The following is a 24,935-nucleotide window of genomic DNA, read 5'->3' as shown; positions in this document are numbered from 1 at the left end:
TAGACAAACTCTTACTGAAAATACATATTTTATGCTAGAGAGATTAAATGCTGTAGTATCAGATTTTACTATAGATTATGAAGAATATTTCAATAGATCTATCGTATGATGTAGTTGATGATGATGATGATGAGATAGTTTTGTTTGGACTTGATCACCAAATTGAGTTAATAGTGAATGATATTGTGATAATTTTACTGCTTACGGAAATAAAAATTGGCAAACTTGAGTTGATTGAAATAATTGGCAACTATATCATTGTAGTAGTATTAATACTACAGTTCCAGATCCTAATAAAATTTACAGATGAAAGAAAGATGATTTAAGTGAGTGGTCGTCTAGTGATGGTATAGAAGATCGAAATTGATGTTGGAATGATACTGATTTAGTATGAAAACCTCAATCTTATTGACAATATGCTAGACAATTTATGGATGTATGAGATAATGTAAGTGGTACATGATGAGCAGTATGAGATGATGATGATTTGGATTTATGACATTGACCTGATTCTCTATTTAAAAATAAAAATGTTCAAGAAATATATCTAAAAAATAAGGCATGAGACCAGAGAATTTTGATAAGAAGAGCTTTGGTAGGTACTGGTGATCGGAATAATTCATGAAGTATAGATGATGATACAAATAAATTGTATACACTTCAAATGTTGAGATTAAGATGATTTGATGCTGGTAAAAAACATGATTTTGATCTAAATTCTCCTTGAATGTATGATTGACAAATAGATACTTGGGCATGCGATTATGGTTTATGATTCAAATGTAGTGGTGATTCTGTTTGATGAGCATATTCTGATTATAAATTACCAGATGATAAAGATGATGGTTGGGTAAATATATTTTCAAATGAAATTACAATAACTGATTGGAACTTGGCAATATATCCAAGCAAGAATCCAAATTTATCTTGGAATGAAGACTGAACTCAAATAAATCCATATATAAAATTAAATATTGAAGCTAAACTTTATTGATGAGCTTGGGCATGAAGAGTAAATTCTGACACATTGAAAAAGTATCAAATAAATTTACAAACTATGTTTAATGTAAGAAGTAATTATTAAATATATTTAATTACTCTAGATAACAACAAAAATTGTTATTTTGAGTAATTTTTTTTTTGAAAATAAAAAATCTGTAAATATAAAATAAACTTGAAAATAAATAATAAATCATTAAATATATATTCAATATTATATATATAATCATTTATAAAAAATGAATTTTTCAGTAGTTATTCCATCAAGATGAAATATATCAAAATTACAAGATATAATAGAAAGTATTTCCAAACAAGATATTTTAGCTCAAAAAGTTTATATAATTATTGATAAATTCTTATCAAAAGATGAATTTAATGTTTCCAAATATTTTTTAAGTAAAAATATAGATAATAATATTTTTTGAAGAATAGAATTAGTTTCAAATATTAATTATAATTTCTGTCCAAATAATTGAGTAAGCTATGTAAGAAATTTTGGTATTGGATTAGTTAAAACTGAGTATTTATATATCATAGATGATGATAATGTTTTTGAAAAAGACTTTTTTAAAAAAACTTTATCTGAATATAAATATTTAAATAATAAAACAGAAATAAATAAAACAAAATTTGAAAAAAATATTCTCTGTCCAACAGTTATGTATAGAAAAACCTGAATAATTCAATCACAAGGAATTAAATCTTTAAATCCATTTTTTGGGAAAGTAGTTTTAAATTACAATAAAAATAAAAAATTTAAAAAAGTTAAAATGATATGATGAAATTCAATTTTTGCAAAGACTGAAATTTTTAAAAAACATCCTTTTGATGAATATTTCAATTTTGTTTATGAAGACCTTAATTTTACTTGGACATTAAGCAATGCTTGATATAAAATATATGTTTCAAATGAACTAAAAATATATCATATGGAAAGACCAAAAAATAAAGCAGAAAAATCATTTATATGAGAACCTAATATGGCATATCAAAAATCTAGAAATAGAATTATGTTAATTAAACAAAATGCTAACTTTATATCAAAAATAATTTTTTATATATTTTGATTATGAATTCAGACTATATGGTTTTTATTTCTTATATTATTTTTTGTAAAAGAAAAAAAACGGTATACTATAAAATCTGTTTTTAAGTGATTATACGATTGATTAAAATATTAATTTTTTTCTACTAAAATATCTTTTAATGATTCATATAAATCTTTTATATTATCATCAGATTCATAATTTGGAAAAAGAATTTTTCATAAATCCATTTCTACATTTAAATTTTGAGATATTTGTATATTATTATTTATTAAATTTTTAATAATTTCATCAGTATATCAATTTTTTTGTAAAATATTTTCAATTTCTTCTTTTGACATTATATGAAAATCTCATTTTATATTTCAAGCTTGATATGCTTTTGAATCTTTAATACTAATTAATGCTTCATATGCATCTTTATCAGATTTTTCTATATAACAAAAATTATTATTTACTATCATTTTAGTATTTGTAATATTTGCTATTTCAACAATTTTATTATTTACAATTTTTAGATATTTATTTTTTGATTCATCTTGAGCAATTATTTCCAACAAAAAATTATCATTTCCAAATATATCTTTCCAATATTTTATTTTATCTTTGATAAAATCATCATTTTCATTATTTAAAATCATTTTTCATATTTGTGACTCTTCTCAACCAAAAAAAGCTATCAATCATTCATTATATTTTTTTATTCATTTCAAATCTACACTAGGTGTATTTATAAATCAATTAATATTTGCATAGCTCACTAATTTCATTAAATTTTGATATCATTCATTATTTTTTGCTAACAAAACTAAACTAGTAAATCAATCACTTCATGATCTATCAAAATCTTCCGTAAAATTTATTTCAACTCAAATTACAGGTTTAATTCAAGATTTTTTTGCTATTTGATAAAATTCAATTATTCAATACATACCATAATAATCAGTAATAGCAATACTTTCCATATTTAATTCTTTTGCTTTATTTACTATTTTTGAAGGATTACCAACAGCTTCCAATAAACTATAATGACTATGTCAATGTAAATGTATCATATTTTTATAAATTAATTATTATAAATTTTATCTTGAATATATTTCATATATATGTATAATCAATTTATAATCAAAAACAAGAATTTATCAACTTAAATATATTAAAAAAACTATGATTATATATTGAATATTTATGATAATTTTTGGTATTCTTATAATTATATTTCCTGAAATAGTAGCTTATTTAATTTGAATTTGAATTATAATAAATTGAATAGGTATGATCATTTGATATTTTTTTCTCAAAAAGAAAGCAAAAGAAAAATGAGTACATATAGCTTGATTTAAAATACATAAAGATTAAATATTTTTTAAATACAAAAAATAATTATTTTAGTAAATTAATTTATATAATTATTTTTAAATTCTTTCCAAGATATTGATTTTTTTCATTCAGGTTTTATTTTAATATTTAATATTGATTTATTTAAATTTTCATTGTCCAAAATTGATAATGATTTATATAAATAAAAATTATTTTGATCTATTTGCAAATATTCTATAATAAATCTTTTATTATTTAGTTCAAACCATATTTTTGGCCATAATTTATATGCTCTATATTTTTTGTAAATATTTTCAATAGAATCATTAAAAATATCAATTTTTCAATCTTCTTTAATAATTTTATTACAATATATAGCTTTAGTTTCATCTTGTTTAATATCTCAAATTTCTTTTTTTGAATATTTTCGTATATTATCCAAAACAAATTTTGGTCAGATTTCAATAAATTTTTCAATTATATCTTGTACAGTCCAATTAAATTTTATATCAAAAGAAATTTGTTTTATTATATTTCATGTATCCATTTTTGCATCCATTTTCATCAATGTAATTCATGTTTTTTCTTCTTCATTCAAAAAAACAGATTGAATAGGAGATGCACCACGATATTTTGGTAATAATGATCAATGTATATTGATAGGTCATTTATGAGGAATATTAAGTAATTGTATAGGAATTATTTTTCAATAAGCAATAACAATAAATATATCAGGATTTATTTGTTTAATTTTTTCAACAAAATCTTTTCATTCTTGTGAAGTATTTGGATTTATTTTATTTGGTGTTAATATATTTTCTATATTTAATTTTTTAGCAGTTTTTTTTATTACATTTTCATTTATTTTTTGTCATCTACCGTATGGTCTATCAGGTTGTGTAATTATAGCACTTATTTCATATCTTTTATCTTTATTTAATTTTTCCAAAAATGGAACTCAAATTTCTGCACTACTAAAAAAAACTGTTTTTAAATATGCTGGATCATATTTATTATCATTCCAAGGATGGCATGAAGAAACTCTTTCCATAACTTTTATTATTCAAGGATAAAATCAATATCTTTTTAATACTTGTATACTATATTTACTACAATGAGGAGTATGTATACATATTTTTCATTTTAACCAAATTGATGCTATTCATTTATCAGGTGATATTGTATATTGATATATTTTTATAAAAAATATTACAAAATTTGCCAATAATTTATTAATAAAATTAATAAATATTATTATATATAAATAATTAATTTAATAAAAAAATAAATTAATAACAAACATAAGACATCCAATATTCTCATTTTATTTCAAATGAAAATAATCTTTTGAAATCATTAGATTTTGGAATAAATCAAGCACTATAACATAAATTACTTTCTTTTGTAAATTTTAATTTATGATAGTAATCATTAAAACTTGTAATATCCAAAAAATTAGGATTTAAACTTCATAAATCTTGAGGTAATCATCACATTGTTTCTTTATATTTTTTTACATTAAAATAAAGATTTTGTATATTTTGCATCATAATTTCATCTCTTAAATAATTTTGTCAATATTTTTCAACAGAAACTAAAATTCAAGGCATATTTTTTTTAAGATCTAATATTATTCAATTTAACTTATTATTTTTTAATGTTCAAATTTGAATTATATTATCTGAAAAATCATTTATTTCATGATATCAAAATGGATTTTGTCATATTTGATAATTTACTAAATTTTTTTCAATAAATTTTTGCAATATATCAAAATATTTTTCATATTCATATACATATGATACATCTTTGGGTGAATTTTGTCTAATTATAAACCAGTCATCAAGATATTTACTTATTATAGATCAAGATTCAAACTGATATTTTTCTCAAATTGTATTTATTTGTTGATCATTTAAATTATTAATTGAGATGAAACTAATATAATTTTTTTCATATGCTATAGAAAAAATTGGATAATTTAATTTAGTTCTATGTAAATTAGTTAAATCTAAATTATTATCTTTTGTATTTTCAAATCAATATCTTTGATAATAAGTATATTGCATATATCAAATATAAGGAAAAGAATTAATTACATCTTGTATATCTGATAAATTAATTTTTTTATTACTTGAACCATTAGTATTTCAAGAATACTTTAATATATTATAATTTTTTTCATAAAATTCTTCAAATTCAAAATTGTTGGCAGGAAAATGAGAAAATTTATAAAAAATAGAATTTGTAAATCAAAAAAATATAGATAAAACTGTAAAAATATAAAAAAATATTTTGGTATATTTCATATATAAAATATTTAAATAAAATATAAAACAAGTTATCTTTCTTATAATACTTTTTAATTTATTTTCAAGTATATTTTATATAAAAAATGTCAATATATTTATTTTTAAGTGTATTTATACACATATTTATTTTTTTGTTTTATATATAAAAATATATATAATAAATTTATTTAATAAAAATAATAATATTATCTTTGTTAAAAATTTGTAGTTTAGTAAAATACTGAATTATAAATATTTTTATTTGTTAAATTGTTGAAAAAATATTGAAAAATTATATTAATATATTTTTTGTTATTTAACATTTATTTAACAAATTATTAATTTTTTTATATATAGTAAAATCTATTGAAATAATATTTTATATAAATATAAAACATTTATTATTTTAATAAATTTTATTTTAATTATGATTATAGTATATTTAATTTTATCTTTTTCTTTTGGACTTATAATTTGATATTTATATTTTTATTATCAGTTTGGTCAGAGAGATATTGTAAATAATCTTAGTTCTTCCAATAATAAATTAAAAGAAGAAATGGAAAAGATTGAACATGAAAAAAAGGAATATGAAGCTCAAAATGAAGTTCTTTTAGATTCTATAAAAAAAGCAAGACAAGATAATTATGATTTAAAAAATGTTGTTTGAGAATTATCAAAATATCAATATGCTGTTAGAGTTTGATGAGAATTAGCAGCTGAGCTTTTGGAAAAAATTGCTCATTATGATCCAAATATAATAGATTTAATTCAAGATTTACAAAATAGAAATTTTGAATATGATGATTGAACTAATATTGAATCATCAAATAACGAAGAAAAAACTGATGAAAATAAAAAAACTAATAAAAAATTTTTTTAGTTTCAATTTTTTTATTGTATACAAAAATTATAATTTAATATATAAAATATAAAATGTTTAATTTTTCAAATGATTTTATAGATAAACTTATAAAAAAAGATAAATCAGCATTTAATGAATTTTATTTAAAATCTATTGATATATTTTTCCGTTATTTAAAATCAAATTATTTTCTTTCTGATTCAGAAATTTATGATATTATATCAGATTTTTATTTAAAAATATGGAATTGAATATGAAAATATAATACTAATTATAATTTAAATTCTTGGGTTTGGACAGTATTTAAAAATACTATGAAAGATTATTTTAAATGATCAAATTTTAAATTAGATGAATATGCAAGTTTATGAAAAGATAATGATATTAATGATCTTGTTTCACAAGAATCAGAATCTTTAAATATTTTACAATCTGATTACGAATATTCTTTGATTAATAAAGAAATAAAAAATCTTGATGATTTATCAAAAGAAATTATTCATTTAAAATATGTTGAAGAATTATCAAATAAAGAAATTTCTACAATACTTTGAATTAGTATTGATAATGTAAGACAAAGGGCTTCAAGGGCTATAAATAAGTTAAAATCTAAATTAAAATAAAAAACATATTATATATAATATATTTTATGTGTCAATTAGATAATTTAATTTATATATTTATTTATTAGAAACATTAGATTTTAACTGTATTTAACCGTTTTATAATAATTTATTATATAATATACTTTTTATATAAAGTATTGAAAAATATAGTTTTGAATATATAATAACAGTATATTTTATATATATTAATTATATTAATAATAATGATGACAAAAACAGAGTTGATATCAAAACTTGCAGATAGATTGTGAGATTTGGATCATAAAGTTTCCAAAAAATTATCAGCTGATATGCTTAATACACTTATTGATTGTATAATTGAAGGTGTTAAGGAAGAAGAAGAAGTAAGAATACAAGGTTTTGGTACTTTTAAGAAATCAAAAAGAGAAGCAAGAGAAGGTAGGAATCCAAAAACATCTGAAAAAATACGGATTGAAGCTATGAGTCTTCCTACTTTTAAAGCTGGTGCTGAATTTAAAAAAGCTATTAAATAAAAATTTATTGTTTATTTTTATACTCCAAATGTATTTTTGGAGTTTTTTTTATTGAAAAAAAAATATATAACATTATATATAGTTATAATTATATTTTTTATATTAATTTTAAATTAAAAATAAAATGAAAGATTTTTTGAGAAAAAGTATATTTTATAAAATATATAAAAAAAGTTTAGCAAATATTGCTACTATAATTAATTGAAAACCTTCTCAAGGTATGTTTATAGTTTGAGTAACTTGAACTGATGGAAAAAGTACTACTTGTAATTTGTTACATAAAATATATAATGATAATTTATGAAAAACTTTATTGGTAACTACAATTTCAATAAAAATATGAGATGAAGAAATTGATAATAATTCCAAAATGACTTCTTTAAATCCTTTTAAATTACAAAAAATTCTTGCTTATGCAAAAGAAAAGTGATGTAAATATGCAGTTTTGGAAGTAAGTTCTCATTGACTTGATCAATATAGATTTGAATGAGTTGAATTTGATATGTGAATTTTGACAAATATTACTCCAGAACATTTGGACTATCATGGTGATTTTGAAACTTATGTTGAAACAAAAAAGAAATTATTTGATTCCATTTTGTTGAATTCAAAAAATGAAAAATTGGCAGTTCTTCCAAAAGATGATAGAACATGAAGAATTTGGTATGAAGATATATGATTTGATAAATCAATTGATTTTAGTATAAATACTAATGCTTGAATAAAAGCAAATAATATAGAATTAAATTTTGATAAAACTAGTTTTGAAGTTTTTTATCTTTGAAAAACATATCCTGTTAGTGTTTCCTTACTTGGTAAATTTAATGTTTATAATATACTAGCTTCTTTTAGTGCTTGATTAATTTCTTGAATAAAAATAGAAGATATTATAGTTTCTTTGGAAAATTTTTTACCATTAAGTGGTAGGATGGAGTATTTATTTCATAATAATAAAAATTGGTTTATAGATTTTGCTCATACTCCAAATTGATTAGAAAGTGTTTTAACTTTTTTGAAAGAAATTTCAGATAATACAAAAATAATTACAGTATTTGGTGCTCCTGGTAATAGAGATAAATTTAAAAGACCACAAATGTGAGAGAAAGTTGATAATTTAAGTGATGTTGTTATCATTACTGATGATGATCCTGATACTGAAGATAAATATCAAATAATTGATGAAATATCAAAATGAGTAAATAGAAAATTATGAAATGATTATTATATTATTCCTAATAGAGCTAATGCAATAGATTTGGCAAATGAAATATCAAATTCTTGAGATATAATATTGCTTGCTTGAAAATGACATGAAAAAATACAAGTTACTAATTTTGGTAAAGTAAAATGGAATGATAAAGAATATGTTTGTTGACTTTAAAAATAATTATATTATAATATGAATATATTTGAGTATAAATTTAAAAAATTATTATCTTGAAAAATATTATGAGATTTTAATTCATACTTTAAATGAGATTGAATTGAATTGCAGGATACAAAAACTTATACAGTTTGAGATGATATTAGACATATAAATTGGAAGTTAAGTTCTAAATCAAAAGATTTAATAGTTAATTTATATAAACAACCAAAAGAAGCAGAAATATTAGTTTTTTTTGATATAAATAAAAATTGGAGTGGTTATAATTGAAAATATGTTGTAAAGGAAAAAATATTTTCTATATTTGAACAGTTATTATTTTTTTCAAGAAAATATAAATCAAATATTGTTGTTTCATATTTTTCATGAAATAAAATAAATTATAAAAAAATATGAAATAATATTTGATTGTGAAGAAAAGTTAAAAATTTAATATATTGAAATATACCAAGATATAAAGTTTTTAGTTTTCCAAATTTTTGATTTAAATATACTTCAAAACTTTCTGATTTTTTACTTAAAGAAAAGTGAAATAATAAAAAAAGAATAATTATAATTTTTTCAGATTTTCTTTTATTAAGTGATAATGATAAAAAAATTATTAAATATTTACAATATAAAAATGAGCTTATATTATTTAGATTTTCTCTTTCAAATTTGGAATGATTAAATTATAATAAATTTAATTTAAATTTAAAAAACGATAATTTTGAAAAAATATTTTATGACATATAATATAATTTAAAAATGATTACAGAAATTGTATTTAAATCTAAAAATTATGTAGAATCAATTATGAAAGATAATAAAAAAAATTGATATTATTATCATTGTTGGGAGCATATTTTGGAAGTTTATGATAGAGCAAAATATCTTATTGAAAAAGAATGAATAAATGATGATTTATCTGAAATAATTTTTATAGCTATTTTTTTTCATGATGTTGCATACCAATATGATTTTAAAAATCATGAAGAACTTTCTAGTAAAATGTGTGAAGATTTTTTATTAAAGAATAATTATCCAAAAGATAGAATAGATATTATAAAATCTATAATAATAGTAACTAAACCTATTATTAAACCACAAAATATATTAGAAAAAATTATGAAAGATAGTGATTTAGATAATCTTTGAAGAAAGGATTTTTTTGAAAAATGAGATTTAGTAAAAAAAGAATTACAAAATATTACTTGAAAAAAAATTTCTGATCAAGATCGAAATCTTACTATTTATAATTTACTTTGTAATACAGTATTTTATACAGATACACAAAGAAAAGAAAGAAGTCAACAATTACAAAAAAATATTTTGGCAATAAAAAAACTACTAAATTAAAATTAGTAGTATTACTAATTACCCAGAGTGGGACTTGAACCCACACAACCATAAGGTTAGCAGATTTTGAGTCTACCGCGTCTACCAGTTCCGCCATCTGGGCAAAATATTATTTTTTAATGTAATTATTACATTGATTACATATATACATATTTTTATTAAAAAATCAATTGATTTTTTAATAAAAATGTTTATTTTTAGACTTATAATTTATATTATAAATAATATTATTATGGATTTAAATAAAGTTATGTTAATTTGAAGAATTACTACAGATATTGAATTAAAGAAAATTTGAGAAAATTGAGTATCAGTTGTAAATTTTAATATTGCAACTAATAGAAGATATAAAAATAGTGAATGAAATACTATAGAAGAAGCAGAATTTCATAAATGTGTTGCTTTTTGATGACTTGCAGATATAATTTGAAATTATGCTGAAAAAGGTAAAAAAGTATATTTGGAATGAAGATTAAAAACAAAGAAATGGGAAGATACAAATTGAAATAATAGATATACTACTGAAATAGTTTCGGATAATGTTATATTGTTGGATTGAAAGTCAGGACAATGATTGAATAAATGAAATTCATCAAATAATGAAAATAAAGATGATGAAGATCTTCCTTTTTAAAAATAATAAATACATATTAATCTATGCATGATAATGAAATAGTAGATATTATTGAGAATAATGAAAGAAAAGAAAGAACATTAAAAAGTTTTTTAATAGATATATTTGATATTATAGCTTTTTTGGTTTTTGTGTTGTGAATTGTTTTGATTATAAGAATATTTTTATTTAATCCATTTACTGTAGTTTGAAAAAGTATGGATCCTACTTTTAAGGAAAGTGATTTTATTGTTGTAAATAAATTTTCTCCAAGGTTTTCAGATTATCAAAGATGAGATATAGTAGTTTTTTTGCCTCCATCTAGAAGTATTAATTATATTAAAAGAATAGTTGGTATGCCTTGAGAAACTGTAAAATTAATAGATTGATATGTTTATATTTGTGATAATAATGATGGATGATGAGAAAATTGTTATAAGTTGGATGAACCTTATCTTGTTAATGAATGAAATACTTTTGCTGAATGTTGAATAGATGAATTTGAAGTTAGTAGTTGATCATACTATGTTTTGTGAGATAATAGACAAGAAAGTACAGATTCTAGATGTTGTTTTGGTGTTTGATGTTTTAGTGATGATTCTCAAGACCATCTTCTTACAAAAGAAGATATATTGTGAAAAGTTTCTATAAGGATATTTCCAGATTTTTCTACTTTTAATTAATAAAATATTAAGTTTTTTTTAAAATATATTAAAATAAATGTCTGAAATAATAATTATTGTTTTATTGTTATTTTTGTCTGCTGCTTTTTCAGCATCAGAAATTGCTATAATGTCTTCACCTATTTATAAAATAAAGCAACTTGTTAATTCTAATTCAAAATTAGCGAGATTGCTTTTGAAATTAAGACAGAATTCTAGTAGAACTTTGATAGTAATTCTTATATGAAATAATTTAGTTAATGTTATATTAACAATTTATGCATCAAGTATTTGAGATATTATTGTAAAATCATTTGCTATATCTTGAGCGATTTGATTTTTTGCTATATCTGTTTTGATTACTACTTTGATATTGTTTTTTGGTGAAATAGTTCCTAAAGTTTTTGCAAATAAATATTACTTAAAATATGCACTTTTTATATCTCCTTTTATAGATTTTTTATCTAGAATATTGTTCCCATTTGTTATATTTTTTGATTTCTTAACTACTTTAATAAGTAAATCAGTTAGTACAAACGATGAAAGTGTTTCTAGGAGTGATGTAGAAATATTTGTAGATGAATGAGAAAAACAGTGAATATTTTCAAATATAGAAAGTATGATTGTTAAAAATCTTTTTGATTTTAATAATAGAAGTGTAGATTCAATTTTGAAACATAGAACCGAAATATTTGCTATTTGTTCAAATACAAAACTTAAAGATGCAATACAAATGGTCTTGGAAAAACCATATTCTAGAATTCCTATTTATGAAGAAGATAAAGATAATATTATATGAATTTTGAATATTAGAGAAATGTTAAAAAATTCTATAAATTTAAATAATTTGGAGAAAAAAATATGAGATCTTAAGTTAAGACCTGTATTTAAACTTCCTATAACTGCAAATGTTTTTGATGTTTTTTTGAAAATGAAGAAAACTTGACATCATTTTGCAGTAATTATGGATGAATATTGATGAACTGATTGAATTATTACTTTTGAAGATATTTTGGAAGATATGTTGGGCGATATTAGAGATGAATCTGATTCCAAAGAAGAAAGTAATATCGTTAAAGTTTGAGTAAATGAATTGATAGTTAGGTGAGATGTTTTACTTAGAGAAATTATTATGTCTTTTAATATTCAAAATTTTAATATTCCAGATGAATTACAAGATAAAATTTGAGAAGAAGATATGATAAGTTATATTATACTTACTTATTTAAAAAGTTTTGCTAAAAAATGAGAAATAGTTAAGTTAGATACTCTAACTTTTAAAGTTATAGAACTTAATGAATCATGAGATAAAATAGAAAAAGTAAAAGTTCTTTATACTTCAATTCTTAAATAAATAATTTATTTATAATATTATATAATATAATGTTTACTATATCAAAAAATACTTTCAAAGAATTTATTAGAAATAAAATAATGTATTTAATGCTTTTTGTAGCAACTTGATTTATTTTATTTACAATTGTATTGTCTTCTTTAGCTTTTATTGAATCAGAAAAGATAATAATTGATTTTTCTCTATCTTTGATAGAAATATTTTGACTTATTTCTACTATATTTTTATGATCTTCATTATTATATTCTGAATTATCAAAAAATACAATATTATTAATATTATCAAAATCACCTTCTAGAGCAAAATTTATTTTGGGTAAATTTTTATGATTTTCTTGAATATTATTATTAGTATATTTAATATTAAGTATTGCTTTTTTATTAGTTATATTTTTGCATTGAATTCCTTTTGATATTAATTTTTTGTATTCAATAGGTCTTAGTTTTGTTAAAATATTAGTATTACTTTCAATATTAATTTTCTTTTCTACATTTACTTCACCTTTTATTAGTTTATTAATAAGTATTTGTGTTTATACTATTTCTCATAGTACATCATTTGTTAAATTTTATTTAATTGAATTATCCAAAATAGATAAAGATTCTATTCAATATTATTTGGTTAATGTAGTTTATTATTTATTTCCAAATTTTCAAGATTTAAGTATGAAAGAATTTTTACTTTCTCCTAATCTTTCATATTATTCTCCTTTACATATTCTTTCTTCTGTTTTTGTATCATTAATTTATATTGTAATTATTTTATTTTTCGCTATACTTATTTTCAATAAAAAAGAGTTTTAATAATTAATTATTAAATTAATGAAAATATTATCAAGTTTTGATACAAATTTATCTTATGATTTATATGAAGAATATACTAAAAAATATTGAAAATCTAATGTATTATTATTTTTTAGATATAAAATATATCTTATATTATATATTTTAATACCATCTTTTTTATATATTTTTTTGATTTCAATTTGGTTGTATATTTGATATATTATAGATTTTTCTGATGATTCATTAAATTCTATCAAATTTTACTTTTTTTTAATTATATTTCTTTTATCATTTATTATTTATTGATGGAAATTATTAAAAAAATTAATGGATTATTTGATGGATTTTACTATAGTTACTCCTGATGATATTATTCATTATGATCAAACTTGAATGTTTACTAGAGATTCTGTTAGTATTAGTGTTAGAAAATTAAAAACTATATCTGTAGAAAAAAATTGAATATTGAGAAGTATATTTAATTATGGTAATATGCAATTTTTGTCTGAATGAGATAGTTCAAGTACTTGAGATATACACATTTTTTATGTAAAAGATCCTGATAATTTAAAATTGCAGATACAAAATGTAATAAGTATTTATAATAATAAATAATGTTTTTTTAATTAATTAATCTTTTAGATGTCAGAAAAGATAGATATACCTATAGATATTTATGATTCAGAACAAGAAATTGTTATTATAGCTCCTTTGTGATGAGTAAATAAAAAAAGTATAGAAGTTTTTTTGGAAAGAACTGATCTTTTTATAAAATGAGAGAGAGTTTTGCCAGATTTGAAAGATACATTAGAAGCAGTTAAACAAGAATGTTTTCGATGATCTTTTAGTAATACTATACCACTACCTCAAAATGTTTATTTTGATAAAATACAAACTAAATTCACTTGAGAAAATATATTATTAATAATAGTTCCTAAAATAATTATTCCAGAAAAATTAAAAATAGAATTAGATTAAAATTATTTATAATAATAAAAAAATAGAGTTATGTTTAACTACCCTATTTTTTTTAGAATTAATTTTTGTATAATAAATATTTATATTGTTACTAACAATTATATTCCCGATCTTTTAAATTTATTTTTGATAATTTAAATTCCTTGTAAAAATAAAGTATTATTTCATATGATTTTGTATTCTGCCGTTGTATTTTGTGCAACTAAATCAACATATTTACTATTATCTTGATTATCTACAAAAAAAGGGAAATCTCACTTAAATCATTCTATACTTGCAGTTCATATTTCTTGTATGAAATAACCATTATAACTTAATCATACAGATTTACTAAATATTTCATGATTTATATCTTCTTGTATTTTTGATATATATTGTATATTTATAAGTCATTCATTTTCTTTAATTACAAAATTTTTATTTCTATCTATATCCTTTTTATTTTCCAAAATTCTTACAAACCAATCATCCCAAAATCAGCCATCATTTGTATATCTTATTTGTCAATATACATATAATTTTGCTATATAATCTTTTAATTTTCTTTCATAAAGTTCTTTATCAGATATATATTCAACATTTTTTCAAAATAATTTATCGTTTGATTTTTTATTTTCTATAACATAAAAATATTTTCAAACATCAAAAACTGTTGGAAATGGTAATATAAAACTTTTTTGTCAAGTTTCTACAACTTCATCTCTTTCAATTTTCATTATATTATTGCAATATTCACAAACAACAGATAGCATACCTGCTTGTATATTATGTCTTGCTCAACAAGATGGACAAGTAATTTCCATTTTTATATAATTTAATTTAATATATTAAAATAATATTATTTATATTCATCTTTGTAATTTATGTATATTTATTTTTTTCACAGAAAAACTTTCCTTTATAATTTGTTCTGCATCATAGGGATTTGATTTTCAACAAGTGTATATATCAATTGATATATAATTATATTCTGGATATGTATGTATAGCAAAATGGCTTTCAGATAATATATAAATTATAGTTTCTCAAATTCAAAAATTGTAAGAATATTTATCTACTATATTAAGTTTTACTCAATTTGTAATTTTTTGAACAAAATTATCTATATTTGGTATATTATCTTCAAACCATATATCTGCTATAAATTGTTTTCAATCTGGTCTATATTTCATTTTAAAATCATTTTAATATATCTTTCTTTTTTTCATTATATTCTTCTTCACTTATAAGTTCTTTATTAAGAAGATTTTTTAATTTCATTAATTTATCTTCCAAACTTTCTTGTCAAGAATTATTGTTTTGTCAATAATTATCTTGTTCATTGATATTACCCATAGCATTAGCTTGATTACCCATATTCATTCCTACAAAAGTTCACATCATACCTCAAGCTGCTCACTCATTTTCAGCTGCTTTTTCCATAGCATCAAGTTGTCTAGTTGTTTTATAATTTTGCATAGCTTGTTGATTAACATTTTGTAATTGATTTATAGTATTTACATTTGCAGTTTGTTCTGCTATTTTTGCAATTAATCTTTCTGTATCATCACTAAAGTTTGTATCTTCTATTCTAAAATCTGTAAGATGAATTCATAAATTTCATATATTATCATTTACTTTTTTGAAAAGTTCTTCAGCTATTTCCATTCTATTTGAATCTATGTTGTTGTAAGACAATCATACTTCAGCAAAAGAATCTGTTATAAGTTGTAACATTCTATCTACAATAGTAGCTTTTATTTCATCAACTGTAACTTCGTTTCTTGTTCATATATATTGAGTCCAAAAATACTCTATATTTGATATTTTGAATGTAAAATTTCAAAAAGCTCTAAGTTTAATAGGAAAATTATATACAGGATCTACATATTTTACAGGATTTTTAGTTCCCCATTTTTGATTACTTATTTCCGTTGTTTTCAAAAAATATACAGCAGCTTTATCTGGAGATTCAAGTCATCTAAGTATATTTTTGAAAGATGTAATAAAAGGAATATTTTCAGTATCTAATGTCCATTGTCAAGGTGTATCTTGTATAGCTTCTATTTTTCAATTATGTACAAATATAGCTGCATATCAAGGATCTACTATCAAAGTAGAATTATTTTTAATTTCATCTAATGGTCTATCAAATTTCTTAACAAGAAGAAATTCTTCAGGATTTTCCCAATTGATAATATCAATAAATTGTCATCAAAAAAAGTCCATAAATCACATTTTTATTTAATTATTTAGTTAATAAATTTTTTTTAAACTTCTTGAGTTTGTTTTACAATTTCTTTTCTGTATCATTCAATTTCATCAAAATTATTTTTAAGTTTTTTTACATTTTCAACTAATTTATCTTCATTATTTGAATTATCTTCATTTTTATCTTCAACATTTTTATGTTCAGTTTTATCTTCAAGTATATCTTCTGATATACTTTCCAAAGCATTTCACATTGCTTCCATATATTTAGAACTTGCATCAAGAGCTTGTTGTCAACTTGTTTCCAAGATTGCCACATTAATAATTGTTTTAAATATAGGTCTTGAATTATTCATAGATAAAGAAAGCTTTATTGTAGAATCTAATCTTGTAAGAATTCTTTTCCTAGCAAGTTCCAAATTTCCTATAAGAATTCTTATATTTTGTAAAAAATATTCTACTTGTTCAATAAATACTTTATATTTTCCTTTTTGATCTTTATCTATTTCATTTTTATATTTTTCTTCAAGATTTATTAATCTTTTATCAATAAATTTTTGATAATTATTTATTTTTCAAAGATTTTTTTCTAGACTATCCAAAAAGTTTTTTTGTATATAAATAGATTTATTTAAACTTTCATAAGATTGATCAAATCAAGAAAAAATATTTTCTATTTGTCATTTAATTTCTTTCATATTATATTTTTTTTTCATAAAATATGAAATAATATTACCTATTAATGGTATAGATTTCAAAAATCTTAAAATTGCTCAATCTTCATTTACTATTTTTTCATAAACTTTTTGAATATCATAATTTACTGTTTCTAATTTATTTGATGTATTCATAATTAAATCAGATTTTATAACTTTTGATGTTTCATTAATTATATTATCTACAGGTGAGGTTATTTTTTCTCATAAACTTCTAAAATCTTTAATATTATCAAAAGTATCATCTATTTGTTTTACTTCATTTTTATCTAATTCAATTATTTCCAAACTACCTCATTCAAGTTTTTTATTTATTATTACTTGAATTTGATTTATATCCTCTTTTTCTATAACATTTGTATTGCTCATAAATATATATTTAATTTCAATATTAAATATATATAAATTATAATAATTTAATAAAAAAAAGCAAGTTATTTAATAAACTAAACTAACTGTTACTTTATGTAATAGCAACTTTAGCTTGAAAAAATAAATATTAATATTATAATATATCAATTTATTTTAATACATTTTTAAAATCTATGATTAAATTATTTATAGTAATTATATAAAAAATATGAATAAAAAAGCATTAATAATAATAATTATTATTATAATGTTATTATTTAAAATTTCTAATGATAGTAATAGTAGTAATGTTAGTAATAATTCTTGGGAAGAAAATGATTGAATTATTTATTGTAGATGAAAAGATACTTTGGAAACAAAAGTTTTAAATTGAAAAATGTATACTGTAATAAATAGATGAATATTATTAGAATGGATAAAACAATGAAAAGATTTAAGCACGGCATGTACTAGTAATATTGAAGATATGTCATGATTTGATGAACTTGAAAAATGATTATTTGAAGATTGGAAATATTGAGCAGAATTTTTTAATGAAGATGTATGAAGTTGGGATGTAAGTAATGTAAAAGATATGAGTAATATGTTTAGGTGAGCAAGTTCTTTTAGTCAATATTTATGAAAATGGAATACAAGTAATGTAGAAAATATGAGTAATATGTTTAGATGAAATAATTTATTTAATTCTCATATATGAAGTTGGGATGTAAGTAATGTAAAAGATATGAGTAATATGTTTAGATGAGCTAGATCTTTTGATCAAGAAATATGAAAGTGGGATGTTGGTAATGTAATTAATATGAATAGTATGTTTTGAAAAGCAAGTTCTTTTAATCAAAATATATGAAATTGGGATGTAAGTAATGTTAAAAATATGAGTAATATGTTTAGATGAGCAATTTCTTTTAATCAAAATATATGAAATTGGGATGTAAGTGATGTAGATAATATAAGTTATATATTTAATTGAGCTATAGAATTTGATAGAGATATAAGTTCTTGGAATCTTAAAAATGCAAAATATTGTTCTGATTTTAATAAAAATTCATGATTAACACAATGAAAAATACCAAATTTAAATAATTGTAAATAAATATATTAATTTTTTTACTATTTATTTGTTAATATTTTTCTTTTGACTTAAATAAAAAATTTATTACATATTTTCTATATATAAAATATTCTCTATACTATAAATTTATATCAAAAATAAATTATTTACCAAATCTATCATCAAAAGCTTCTTCAAAATCACTTTCTAAATCTTTATTATATAAAGGCAATCATATCAATTTATAATTACCAAAATTAGAATCTATTATTTCTGCTTTTTCATCTATTCAAGATAAAAATTTTTCTTTCCAAGCTTCTTTTGAATTTCAAAATAATCATTCTGCATCTTTAAACTGACTTCATTTAGGCTCTATAAATATTTGATAAGTTAAAGGTTTTTTAGTTTGTTTTTCTTTCATAAATAGAACAAAATCAGGTTCAAATCTATCACCATCTTCAAAAGAATATATAGCAAAATGTCTTTCATTTCTTATTAGATATATATCTTCATATTTATCATTCAATTCTTGTATTTTCTTTTCAAATAGCTCTACAAGATACTTTTCTTCACTAGTTGCGGTTATTTTATCAAAGACAAACCAATCTTGATTTTTTGTATAATCTTCATAAGAAGATACTTTTATTGTTTTTTCTTTAAACATTTCTTGTATTGATTTTGCATCAAACATAGTAGTTCATTCATATTTTGTTTCTTGTTGTTTTATCTCATTTTCCATAGATTTTAATAATGAAGACACTGCTTTTAATAAGTCATCATTACTTAAATTTTCTAAAACATCTTTTGAACTATATAAATCAATTCTTTTAGATGAAAGATATCTATAATTTGTTATAAAATCTTCAATACTTTTAAGTTTTCATATATATTTTTTTAAGTTATCAAATTTATAAAAATCATTTTGTTGTATTGCTTTTTTGATAATTCTTATATCTATATCTTTGATTTGAAAACTTTTAGGCTCTTTTTCTATCTTTTCTCAAGATGGATTTTCACTACTTTCAAAAACTTGAACTGCTCAACTTTTACCAGTATGAAGAGTAAATTCAAATCTTTCTATTTTCATTCATACTTCTTCCAAACTTGAAACTTCTTGATTATCTTTTTCTTTTCTTTTGTTAGTATAGATATATCAGTTTTTATAAAAGTTAGATTTTTTGAAACTATCTTTAAGTTTTATTGTAAAGTCTTTTTTTTCTTCTTCATCCATCATTCAAGTATCTTTCAATGCTTGTTTAATCTCTGTAATATAAAGATTATCAAAACTTGTATGATAATAAAATGTTTCAAGTATCTTTAATTCTTCATCATCTTTTTTATCAAATTTTCTTTTATATTTACTTTCTCAAATAGCTTTATCTGTAGTAAATGGAAAATATCTTGCTCATCTTCATATAAGTTGTGCTTCTGACATTGTTTGGGGTCATACTTTTACTTTTCAAGTTTTTTTATCTATCACATTACTTCTTGAATCATAAAGTCTTACTATATCAAAAAGGTTTAATACATCCCATCATTCATTTAACTTTTGAACTGCAAATATAGCTCTTATTCTATTATTTTTTTCTTCCAAAGTATTTAATAAGATTTGATTTTTTTCTGCTTGCTTATCATCATTTGCACTTATACAATTTTCTTCTGCAAAATCTTGCTTTAATTCATTTGTTATATCTTGCAAAGATAGATTATTTTCTTCAAAGAAGTTAAATACTTTTAATAAAACTTTTTCATTTGTTGTATTTTGTATTTTCTCCAAATCTTCTACTTTCAAGTTTTTTATAAGTTGATTAAAGTTTTCAAGATTTGTTTGACTTTCTGCTATAGTTTTTTGAGCTTTAAATAAAATTACAGGCTTACAGTAAATTCTATTTTTTTCTGCTACTTTCAACCTATACTGACTAAGTATAATTGCTTGCAATATCCTATCATCTTGTTCCATATCAGCTTTGAGAATATCAACCTCTTTAGAATAACCATCAAGTCTAAATTGTTTTAGATCATATTTATAGATAATCTTATCAAGATATTTTTCTGCTATATTTTCATTTTGTAAATCAACTGTTGCAGTAAATTCTAAAAGTAAATTATCTTTATGAGATTTTAATATATTCATTACTGTTTGCTCCCAAGAAGACTTTTGTAGTTCTTCAGTTTTATTTAATTTTGATTTTTTGGTAGTGCTGTTTATATGATGAGCTTCATCAGAAAGTATTACTATCTTATTGTCTTTAAAATCTTCATAAGTAAGTCCATTTTCTTTTGGAAAAGTTAAATCCATATGTAATCACTGTATTGTAGTGAATTTTATATTTATATCATCAGTATGAGATGTTGTAAAATTATCAACTTCTTTAATATTTATTTGTTTATTATCAAAACTTATTTTTTGATTAAAAAGGTATTTTGATGAATTATTATTTACAAAGTTATCTTTTGTTTTTTCAATAATATTTGTGGAATTTACAAAAAACAAAAAATTTCTATATCATTTTTCATAAAGTTCCAAGATCAAACTTGCCATTATGAAAGTTTTACCACTTCAAGTTGCCATATTGAAAAGTAAATGAATAGGTATTTTTTTATTTGGAAAATCATTAAGATAATAAGAAAATCTTGCAAAAGCTTCTTTTTGATAATCTCTTATTTCAAAATTTGGATTTAAATTTGAATTTATATAAAGTGGAATATCTTTTTTTAAAGCTCACATCTCTGAGAGTGTGTTAAGTTTTTGATATAGGAATTGTTGATTTTGCATTTTGTTATTTTAATAATAATAAAACAAGTCATATCATTTTTTGTTTATTGGTTGTTGTATTTTTTGCAACTACCACTTTAAATTTATTGAATTAAAAATTTTTAGTTTTAATTCTTCATTATATTCTTCATAATTTAATATACTATTTATTATTTCTCATAATAAATTTTTAGAAATTTTATTATCTGCTACATATACTGTAATATCTTCTAATTCTCTAATATATCTTTTTACTAAATCATTATCAGAAATATTTAAAGATAAAAAATAAGCTGAAAAATAAATACTACTTCTTTTGTTTCAATCTACAAAAATATGATTTTTATTTATAGAAAACATCAAATGAGTGATTTTATCTTCTAATTTGGGATAATGATCATCATTTTTAATAAATTCAATTATACTATTTAAATCGGATTTATCTTTTCATCATAAAAAACCAAAACTTCATCATTCTCATTTATCTAATCAAAGTTGGATTATTTTATAATGAAACTCTATCAATTTGTCTATATCAGGATAATTTATTTTCATAATCATATTATTTATTTTTTAATCTTTTAATAACATCACTTGTATCTTTCAATATTTCTTCAAAGTCTTTACTTTTTTCTCAAATAAATTTCTCAAAATCTTCAATTCAAACTTCACTAATATATTTTTCAAGTTTATTATGATAAGCATCTCTAAAACATAAATCACGACTAGCCATTTTATTTCTAATGTCTTCAATTTGTGGTTTTAAAAATGAATTATTTCAAACTTCATTAAATATATCTTCTGTTTCTACTTGATTTAATTTTCTTCATAAAATTTGACTTTTTTTTTCCAATTCATCTGCAATTCAGTTTTCTATACAAGCAATAGCATTTAAAACTTCAGTATAAAATGTTTCTCTTAAATTATCTTTGGCTTTTAAATTTAATATTTTTTTATATTCTTTAGCTTTTTCTAAAAAAGCAACTTCATATACTTTATCAGTAAAAATAGGATATTTAATATTTCACATATCTACATAGTTTTTCAAAGCATCTGTAAATTTTTGTCTATAATTTTCTCATTTAAAAGAACTTTCTAAAAATTCTATATCTCTTTTATTAATATATTTTGTATTTCATCAAGTTTTTTTATTGATTGTATCAATAGTAATATCAAGAATTATTTGTCTTAATTTAACTGCTTTTTTACTTTCTTTTAAAATCATTCAGAGATTTAAAAAACTACGGAAGTCAAACATTCATAAATTAGATTTTGCCTTTAATAAGCCGTTTTCTTGTCAAAATAGAGGGTAATCAATTTCCCTCTTAAACTCTTCTTTGGCTTCTTTAAGCCTTTTTCCTGTAAAAATTTCATATCAATTTTTTCTTAATTCTTCTTCATTTGATTCTAAATAATTATCTATTGTTTTTCTTGTAACTTCAAAAAAGTTAGTTACTTCTTCTTTTGTAAACCAAATTTTTCATTCAAATTTAAATCATTTCATTCAAATTTGCTCTTGAATTTGATTTATTGCAAGATTATTATTTAAAATATTTTGTCTATCAATTTTTGAATTTACTAATTCTTTTTTCATAACTAATTCTTTATTTTTTAAAAATTCTAATTATTATAAAACTCATCATTCAACCTCTTATCTTCATTACTTACATTATAAGTTTCATCTTCTATCTCACTGTAATTTACATACAATAGATTTTTATCAAGCAATGATATCAAGAATTTTTTCATATTTTCTATACTCAAGTTTTCAAATTCTTGTATATTTTCATCAATTGATTTTATATTGATATTATAATTTATAAATCAAGTTTGTTTGATTTGTTCATATATTTTAATAAGTTCTTGTTTATCTTCAGTAGATTTTATATTATTTACAAAAGTTTGATTTGATTCCATAGTTTCCATATATACAAAATTTCATCATCATTGCCAATCTATATTTTTACTAATTCAGCCTTGTTCTCATTCTATAACTTTTTTCATCCTCTCAACTGTAATATCTTGTATGTAGTCCATTTGTTCTATTCCTATATATTGTCTTTGCATCTTGTGAGCAACGGCAGTAGTTGTCCCACTTCATAAGTGATAATCCAAGACTATATCTCAAGGATTAGTTGAAAGTTCTATTATTCTTTGTAATAATTTTTCTGGTTTTTTTCAAGATTTTAAACTCACTCATCATTCATTTTGTGTATTTTGAAAATCAATATCTCACCAAAAATCACACAATAAGTTTGCTAAAACTTCTTCTCAATCAACAATCTTCATTGCTTTATCTATAAAAGTCATTCTATTACCATTCCAAGCAAATTGTTTTTGATTTTCATTTCAATATTCAATTATTTTGTTAGGATTTAATTTAGAATCTTTTTTTATCTTTTCTGGCATTTCTGGTGCAGTTCTAAAAATATTTAATTTATTTTTTTTATAAAATTCTTTGAAATTAATATCATTAATATTTAGATTATTTAATTTTTGATTTTTACTAATTAATCACTTTTTAAGTAAAATATCTTTTAATTTTAAAACTTCATTATTATCTCTATCAAAAAAATACATATAATGACTATCCCAATATTCTTTTCTATAATACTGTGGATTTATTCTTAAATAATTTATTTTTTTTGTAAAAAAAATTATACTATCTCTTTGTTTAATTATAGTTTTTTCCTTGTGTGTTGTTTTTAATCAACTAGGAGTTGAAGACCTAACAGCTATATCAGAAACAAAATTTTCATTACCAAAAACTTCATCCATCAAAACTTTTAAATATGCTTGTTCATTATCATCACATTGCACAAATATAACTCAATCATCTTTCAATAATTCTCTTGCAACTTCCAGTCTATTTTTCATAAAAGTAAGCCAAGTTGAGTGATTGAATCTATCATTATAACCAAAACTATCATTTCCAGTATTATAAGGTGGGTCTATATAGATCAATTTTATTTTACCAGCAAATTGTTTTTTTAATGAATGCAAATCAAGTAAATTATTTCATTTGATAATAAGATTGTCTGTAATAGTATCTTCAGCTAATCATCTTTTTTTGTTAAGTTCTTTGTCTTTGTT

27 protein-coding genes and 1 tRNA gene are annotated in these 24,935 nt (G+C 20.6%); 16 read left to right on the top strand and 12 right to left on the bottom strand.

What is annotated here, in order from left to right; all coding sequences use genetic code 25:
• Together VAMP_RS01140 and VAMP_RS01135 are read left to right on the top strand one after the other, a co-directional pair.
• The coding region (locus VAMP_RS01140) for a hypothetical protein (RefSeq protein WP_213348346.1) at window positions 1–1,084 on the top strand (1,084 nt) is incomplete at its 5' end.
• Between the two features lie 154 nt (window positions 1,085–1,238).
• Window positions 1,239–2,183 (top strand): glycosyltransferase family 2 protein, encoded by a 945-nt coding sequence (locus VAMP_RS01135; RefSeq protein WP_213348344.1) that lies wholly within the window; start codon window positions 1,239–1,241, stop codon window positions 2,181–2,183.
• Here VAMP_RS01135 and VAMP_RS01130 read toward each other — a convergent pair.
• Window positions 2,180–3,103 (bottom strand): PHP domain-containing protein, encoded by a 924-nt coding sequence (locus tag VAMP_RS01130; protein WP_213348342.1) that lies wholly within the window; start codon window positions 3,101–3,103, stop codon window positions 2,180–2,182. The two genes, VAMP_RS01135 and VAMP_RS01130, sit on opposite strands and share 4 nt — an antisense overlap.
• Before the next feature lie 112 nt (window positions 3,104–3,215).
• Here VAMP_RS01130 and VAMP_RS01125 point away from each other — a divergent pair, with 112 nt between their 5' ends.
• Window positions 3,216–3,407, top strand: a complete 192-nt coding sequence (locus VAMP_RS01125; protein WP_213348341.1) for a DUF308 domain-containing protein — start codon at window positions 3,216–3,218, stop codon at window positions 3,405–3,407.
• Window positions 3,408–3,444: 37 nt separating this feature from the next.
• Here VAMP_RS01125 and fmt read toward each other — a convergent pair whose 3' ends face one another.
• Together fmt and VAMP_RS01115 are read right to left on the bottom strand one after the other, a co-directional pair.
• Window positions 3,445–4,593, bottom strand: a complete 1,149-nt coding sequence (fmt, locus tag VAMP_RS01120; protein ID WP_213348340.1) for a methionyl-tRNA formyltransferase — start codon at window positions 4,591–4,593, stop codon at window positions 3,445–3,447.
• A gap of 64 nt (window positions 4,594–4,657) precedes the next feature.
• Complete coding sequence (locus tag VAMP_RS01115) at window positions 4,658–5,677, bottom strand: hypothetical protein (RefSeq protein ID WP_213348339.1); 1,020 nt, start codon at window positions 5,675–5,677, stop codon at window positions 4,658–4,660.
• A 409-nt stretch (window positions 5,678–6,086) separates the two neighbouring features.
• Between VAMP_RS01115 and VAMP_RS01110 the strand changes: the two genes are divergently transcribed.
• The 6 genes from VAMP_RS01110 to VAMP_RS01085 all read left to right on the top strand — a co-directional run bounded on the left by VAMP_RS01110 (window position 6,087) and on the right by VAMP_RS01085 (window position 10,366).
• Complete coding sequence (locus VAMP_RS01110; RefSeq protein WP_213348338.1) at window positions 6,087–6,542, top strand: hypothetical protein; 456 nt, start codon at window positions 6,087–6,089, stop codon at window positions 6,540–6,542.
• 53 nt (window positions 6,543–6,595) lie between these two features.
• The gene (locus VAMP_RS01105; protein WP_213348337.1) at window positions 6,596–7,147 is read left to right on the top strand and encodes an RNA polymerase sigma factor; all 552 of its coding nucleotides are present in this window, start codon (window positions 6,596–6,598) and stop codon (window positions 7,145–7,147) included.
• A 209-nt stretch (window positions 7,148–7,356) separates the two neighbouring features.
• Window positions 7,357–7,644, top strand: a complete 288-nt coding sequence (locus VAMP_RS01100; RefSeq protein ID WP_213348336.1) for an HU family DNA-binding protein — start codon at window positions 7,357–7,359, stop codon at window positions 7,642–7,644.
• Between the two features lie 124 nt (window positions 7,645–7,768).
• Window positions 7,769–9,025 carry a UDP-N-acetylmuramoyl-L-alanyl-D-glutamate--2,6-diaminopimelate ligase gene (locus tag VAMP_RS01095; RefSeq protein ID WP_213348334.1) on the top strand — a complete coding sequence of 419 codons (1,257 nt, stop codon included), beginning with the start codon at window positions 7,769–7,771 and terminating at the stop codon, window positions 9,023–9,025.
• Window positions 9,026–9,043: 18 nt separating this feature from the next.
• Window positions 9,044–9,763 (top strand): DUF58 domain-containing protein, encoded by a 720-nt coding sequence (locus tag VAMP_RS01090; RefSeq protein WP_213348332.1) that lies wholly within the window; start codon window positions 9,044–9,046, stop codon window positions 9,761–9,763.
• A 12-nt stretch (window positions 9,764–9,775) separates the two neighbouring features.
• Window positions 9,776–10,366, top strand: coding sequence for an HD domain-containing protein (locus VAMP_RS01085; RefSeq protein WP_213348330.1), 591 nt, complete (start codon window positions 9,776–9,778; stop codon window positions 10,364–10,366).
• A gap of 19 nt (window positions 10,367–10,385) precedes the next feature.
• Here VAMP_RS01085 and VAMP_RS01080 read toward each other — a convergent pair.
• Window positions 10,386–10,469, bottom strand: a tRNA-Leu gene (locus tag VAMP_RS01080).
• Between the two features lie 129 nt (window positions 10,470–10,598).
• Here VAMP_RS01080 and VAMP_RS01075 point away from each other — a divergent pair.
• From VAMP_RS01075 to VAMP_RS01050, 6 genes are read left to right on the top strand one after another with little or no spacing between them, the layout of a single operon-like run.
• On the top strand, window positions 10,599–11,000 hold the full coding sequence (locus tag VAMP_RS01075; RefSeq protein WP_213348328.1) for a single-stranded DNA-binding protein: 402 nt from the start codon (window positions 10,599–10,601) through the stop codon (window positions 10,998–11,000).
• A 23-nt stretch (window positions 11,001–11,023) separates the two neighbouring features.
• Window positions 11,024–11,662, top strand: coding sequence for a signal peptidase I (gene lepB / locus VAMP_RS01070; protein ID WP_213348326.1), 639 nt, complete (start codon window positions 11,024–11,026; stop codon window positions 11,660–11,662).
• Window positions 11,663–11,699: 37 nt separating this feature from the next.
• Window positions 11,700–12,995 (top strand): hemolysin family protein, encoded by a 1,296-nt coding sequence (locus VAMP_RS01065; protein ID WP_213348319.1) that lies wholly within the window; start codon window positions 11,700–11,702, stop codon window positions 12,993–12,995.
• A gap of 29 nt (window positions 12,996–13,024) precedes the next feature.
• Complete coding sequence (locus tag VAMP_RS01060; protein ID WP_213348317.1) at window positions 13,025–13,798, top strand: ABC transporter permease; 774 nt, start codon at window positions 13,025–13,027, stop codon at window positions 13,796–13,798.
• A gap of 18 nt (window positions 13,799–13,816) precedes the next feature.
• Complete coding sequence (locus tag VAMP_RS01055) at window positions 13,817–14,395, top strand: YdbT family protein (protein ID WP_213348315.1); 579 nt, start codon at window positions 13,817–13,819, stop codon at window positions 14,393–14,395.
• 27 nt (window positions 14,396–14,422) lie between these two features.
• Complete coding sequence (locus tag VAMP_RS01050; protein ID WP_213348313.1) at window positions 14,423–14,758, top strand: Hsp20/alpha crystallin family protein; 336 nt, start codon at window positions 14,423–14,425, stop codon at window positions 14,756–14,758.
• A gap of 134 nt (window positions 14,759–14,892) precedes the next feature.
• Here VAMP_RS01050 and VAMP_RS01045 read toward each other — a convergent pair whose 3' ends face one another.
• Genes VAMP_RS01045 through VAMP_RS01030 form a run of 4 tightly spaced genes read right to left on the bottom strand, consistent with a single transcriptional unit; the run spans window position 14,893 to window position 18,033 of the window.
• Window positions 14,893–15,561: a hypothetical protein gene (locus VAMP_RS01045; RefSeq protein ID WP_213348311.1), complete on the bottom strand. Its 669-nt coding sequence runs from the start codon at window positions 15,559–15,561 to the stop codon at window positions 14,893–14,895.
• A gap of 39 nt (window positions 15,562–15,600) precedes the next feature.
• Window positions 15,601–15,930 (bottom strand): adenosylmethionine decarboxylase, encoded by a 330-nt coding sequence (gene speD / locus VAMP_RS06905; RefSeq protein WP_213348309.1) that lies wholly within the window; start codon window positions 15,928–15,930, stop codon window positions 15,601–15,603.
• A gap of 1 nt (window position 15,931) precedes the next feature.
• Window positions 15,932–16,966, bottom strand: a complete 1,035-nt coding sequence (locus VAMP_RS01035; RefSeq protein WP_213348307.1) for an SPFH domain-containing protein — start codon at window positions 16,964–16,966, stop codon at window positions 15,932–15,934.
• A gap of 41 nt (window positions 16,967–17,007) precedes the next feature.
• Window positions 17,008–18,033: a preprotein translocase subunit SecA gene (locus tag VAMP_RS01030; RefSeq protein ID WP_213348305.1), complete on the bottom strand. Its 1,026-nt coding sequence runs from the start codon at window positions 18,031–18,033 to the stop codon at window positions 17,008–17,010.
• 211 nt (window positions 18,034–18,244) lie between these two features.
• On the opposite strand from VAMP_RS01030, the gene VAMP_RS01025 reads away from it, so the two are divergent.
• Window positions 18,245–19,129, top strand: a complete 885-nt coding sequence (locus VAMP_RS01025; protein WP_213348302.1) for a BspA family leucine-rich repeat surface protein — start codon at window positions 18,245–18,247, stop codon at window positions 19,127–19,129.
• A gap of 121 nt (window positions 19,130–19,250) precedes the next feature.
• Here VAMP_RS01025 and VAMP_RS06900 read toward each other — a convergent pair whose 3' ends face one another.
• The 4 genes from VAMP_RS06900 to VAMP_RS06895 all read right to left on the bottom strand — a co-directional run.
• On the bottom strand, window positions 19,251–21,815 hold the full coding sequence (locus tag VAMP_RS06900) for a DEAD/DEAH box helicase family protein (protein ID WP_338032118.1): 2,565 nt from the start codon (window positions 21,813–21,815) through the stop codon (window positions 19,251–19,253).
• 117 nt (window positions 21,816–21,932) lie between these two features.
• Window positions 21,933–22,397, bottom strand: coding sequence for a Fic family protein (locus tag VAMP_RS01015; protein ID WP_213348298.1), 465 nt, complete (start codon window positions 22,395–22,397; stop codon window positions 21,933–21,935).
• Window positions 22,398–22,404: 7 nt separating this feature from the next.
• Window positions 22,405–23,436, bottom strand: coding sequence for a DNA-binding protein (locus tag VAMP_RS01010; protein ID WP_213348296.1), 1,032 nt, complete (start codon window positions 23,434–23,436; stop codon window positions 22,405–22,407).
• Between the two features lie 26 nt (window positions 23,437–23,462).
• On the bottom strand, window positions 23,463–24,935 hold a 1,473-nt coding region (locus tag VAMP_RS06895), incomplete at its 5' end, for a site-specific DNA-methyltransferase (RefSeq protein ID WP_213348293.1).

It is taken from the genome of Candidatus Vampirococcus lugosii (assembly GCF_018420025.1).
Lineage (GTDB): Bacteria > Patescibacteriota > Gracilibacteria > Absconditabacterales > Absconditicoccaceae > Vampirococcus > Vampirococcus lugosii.
This window is presented reverse-complemented; position numbering and strand designations above follow the sequence as displayed.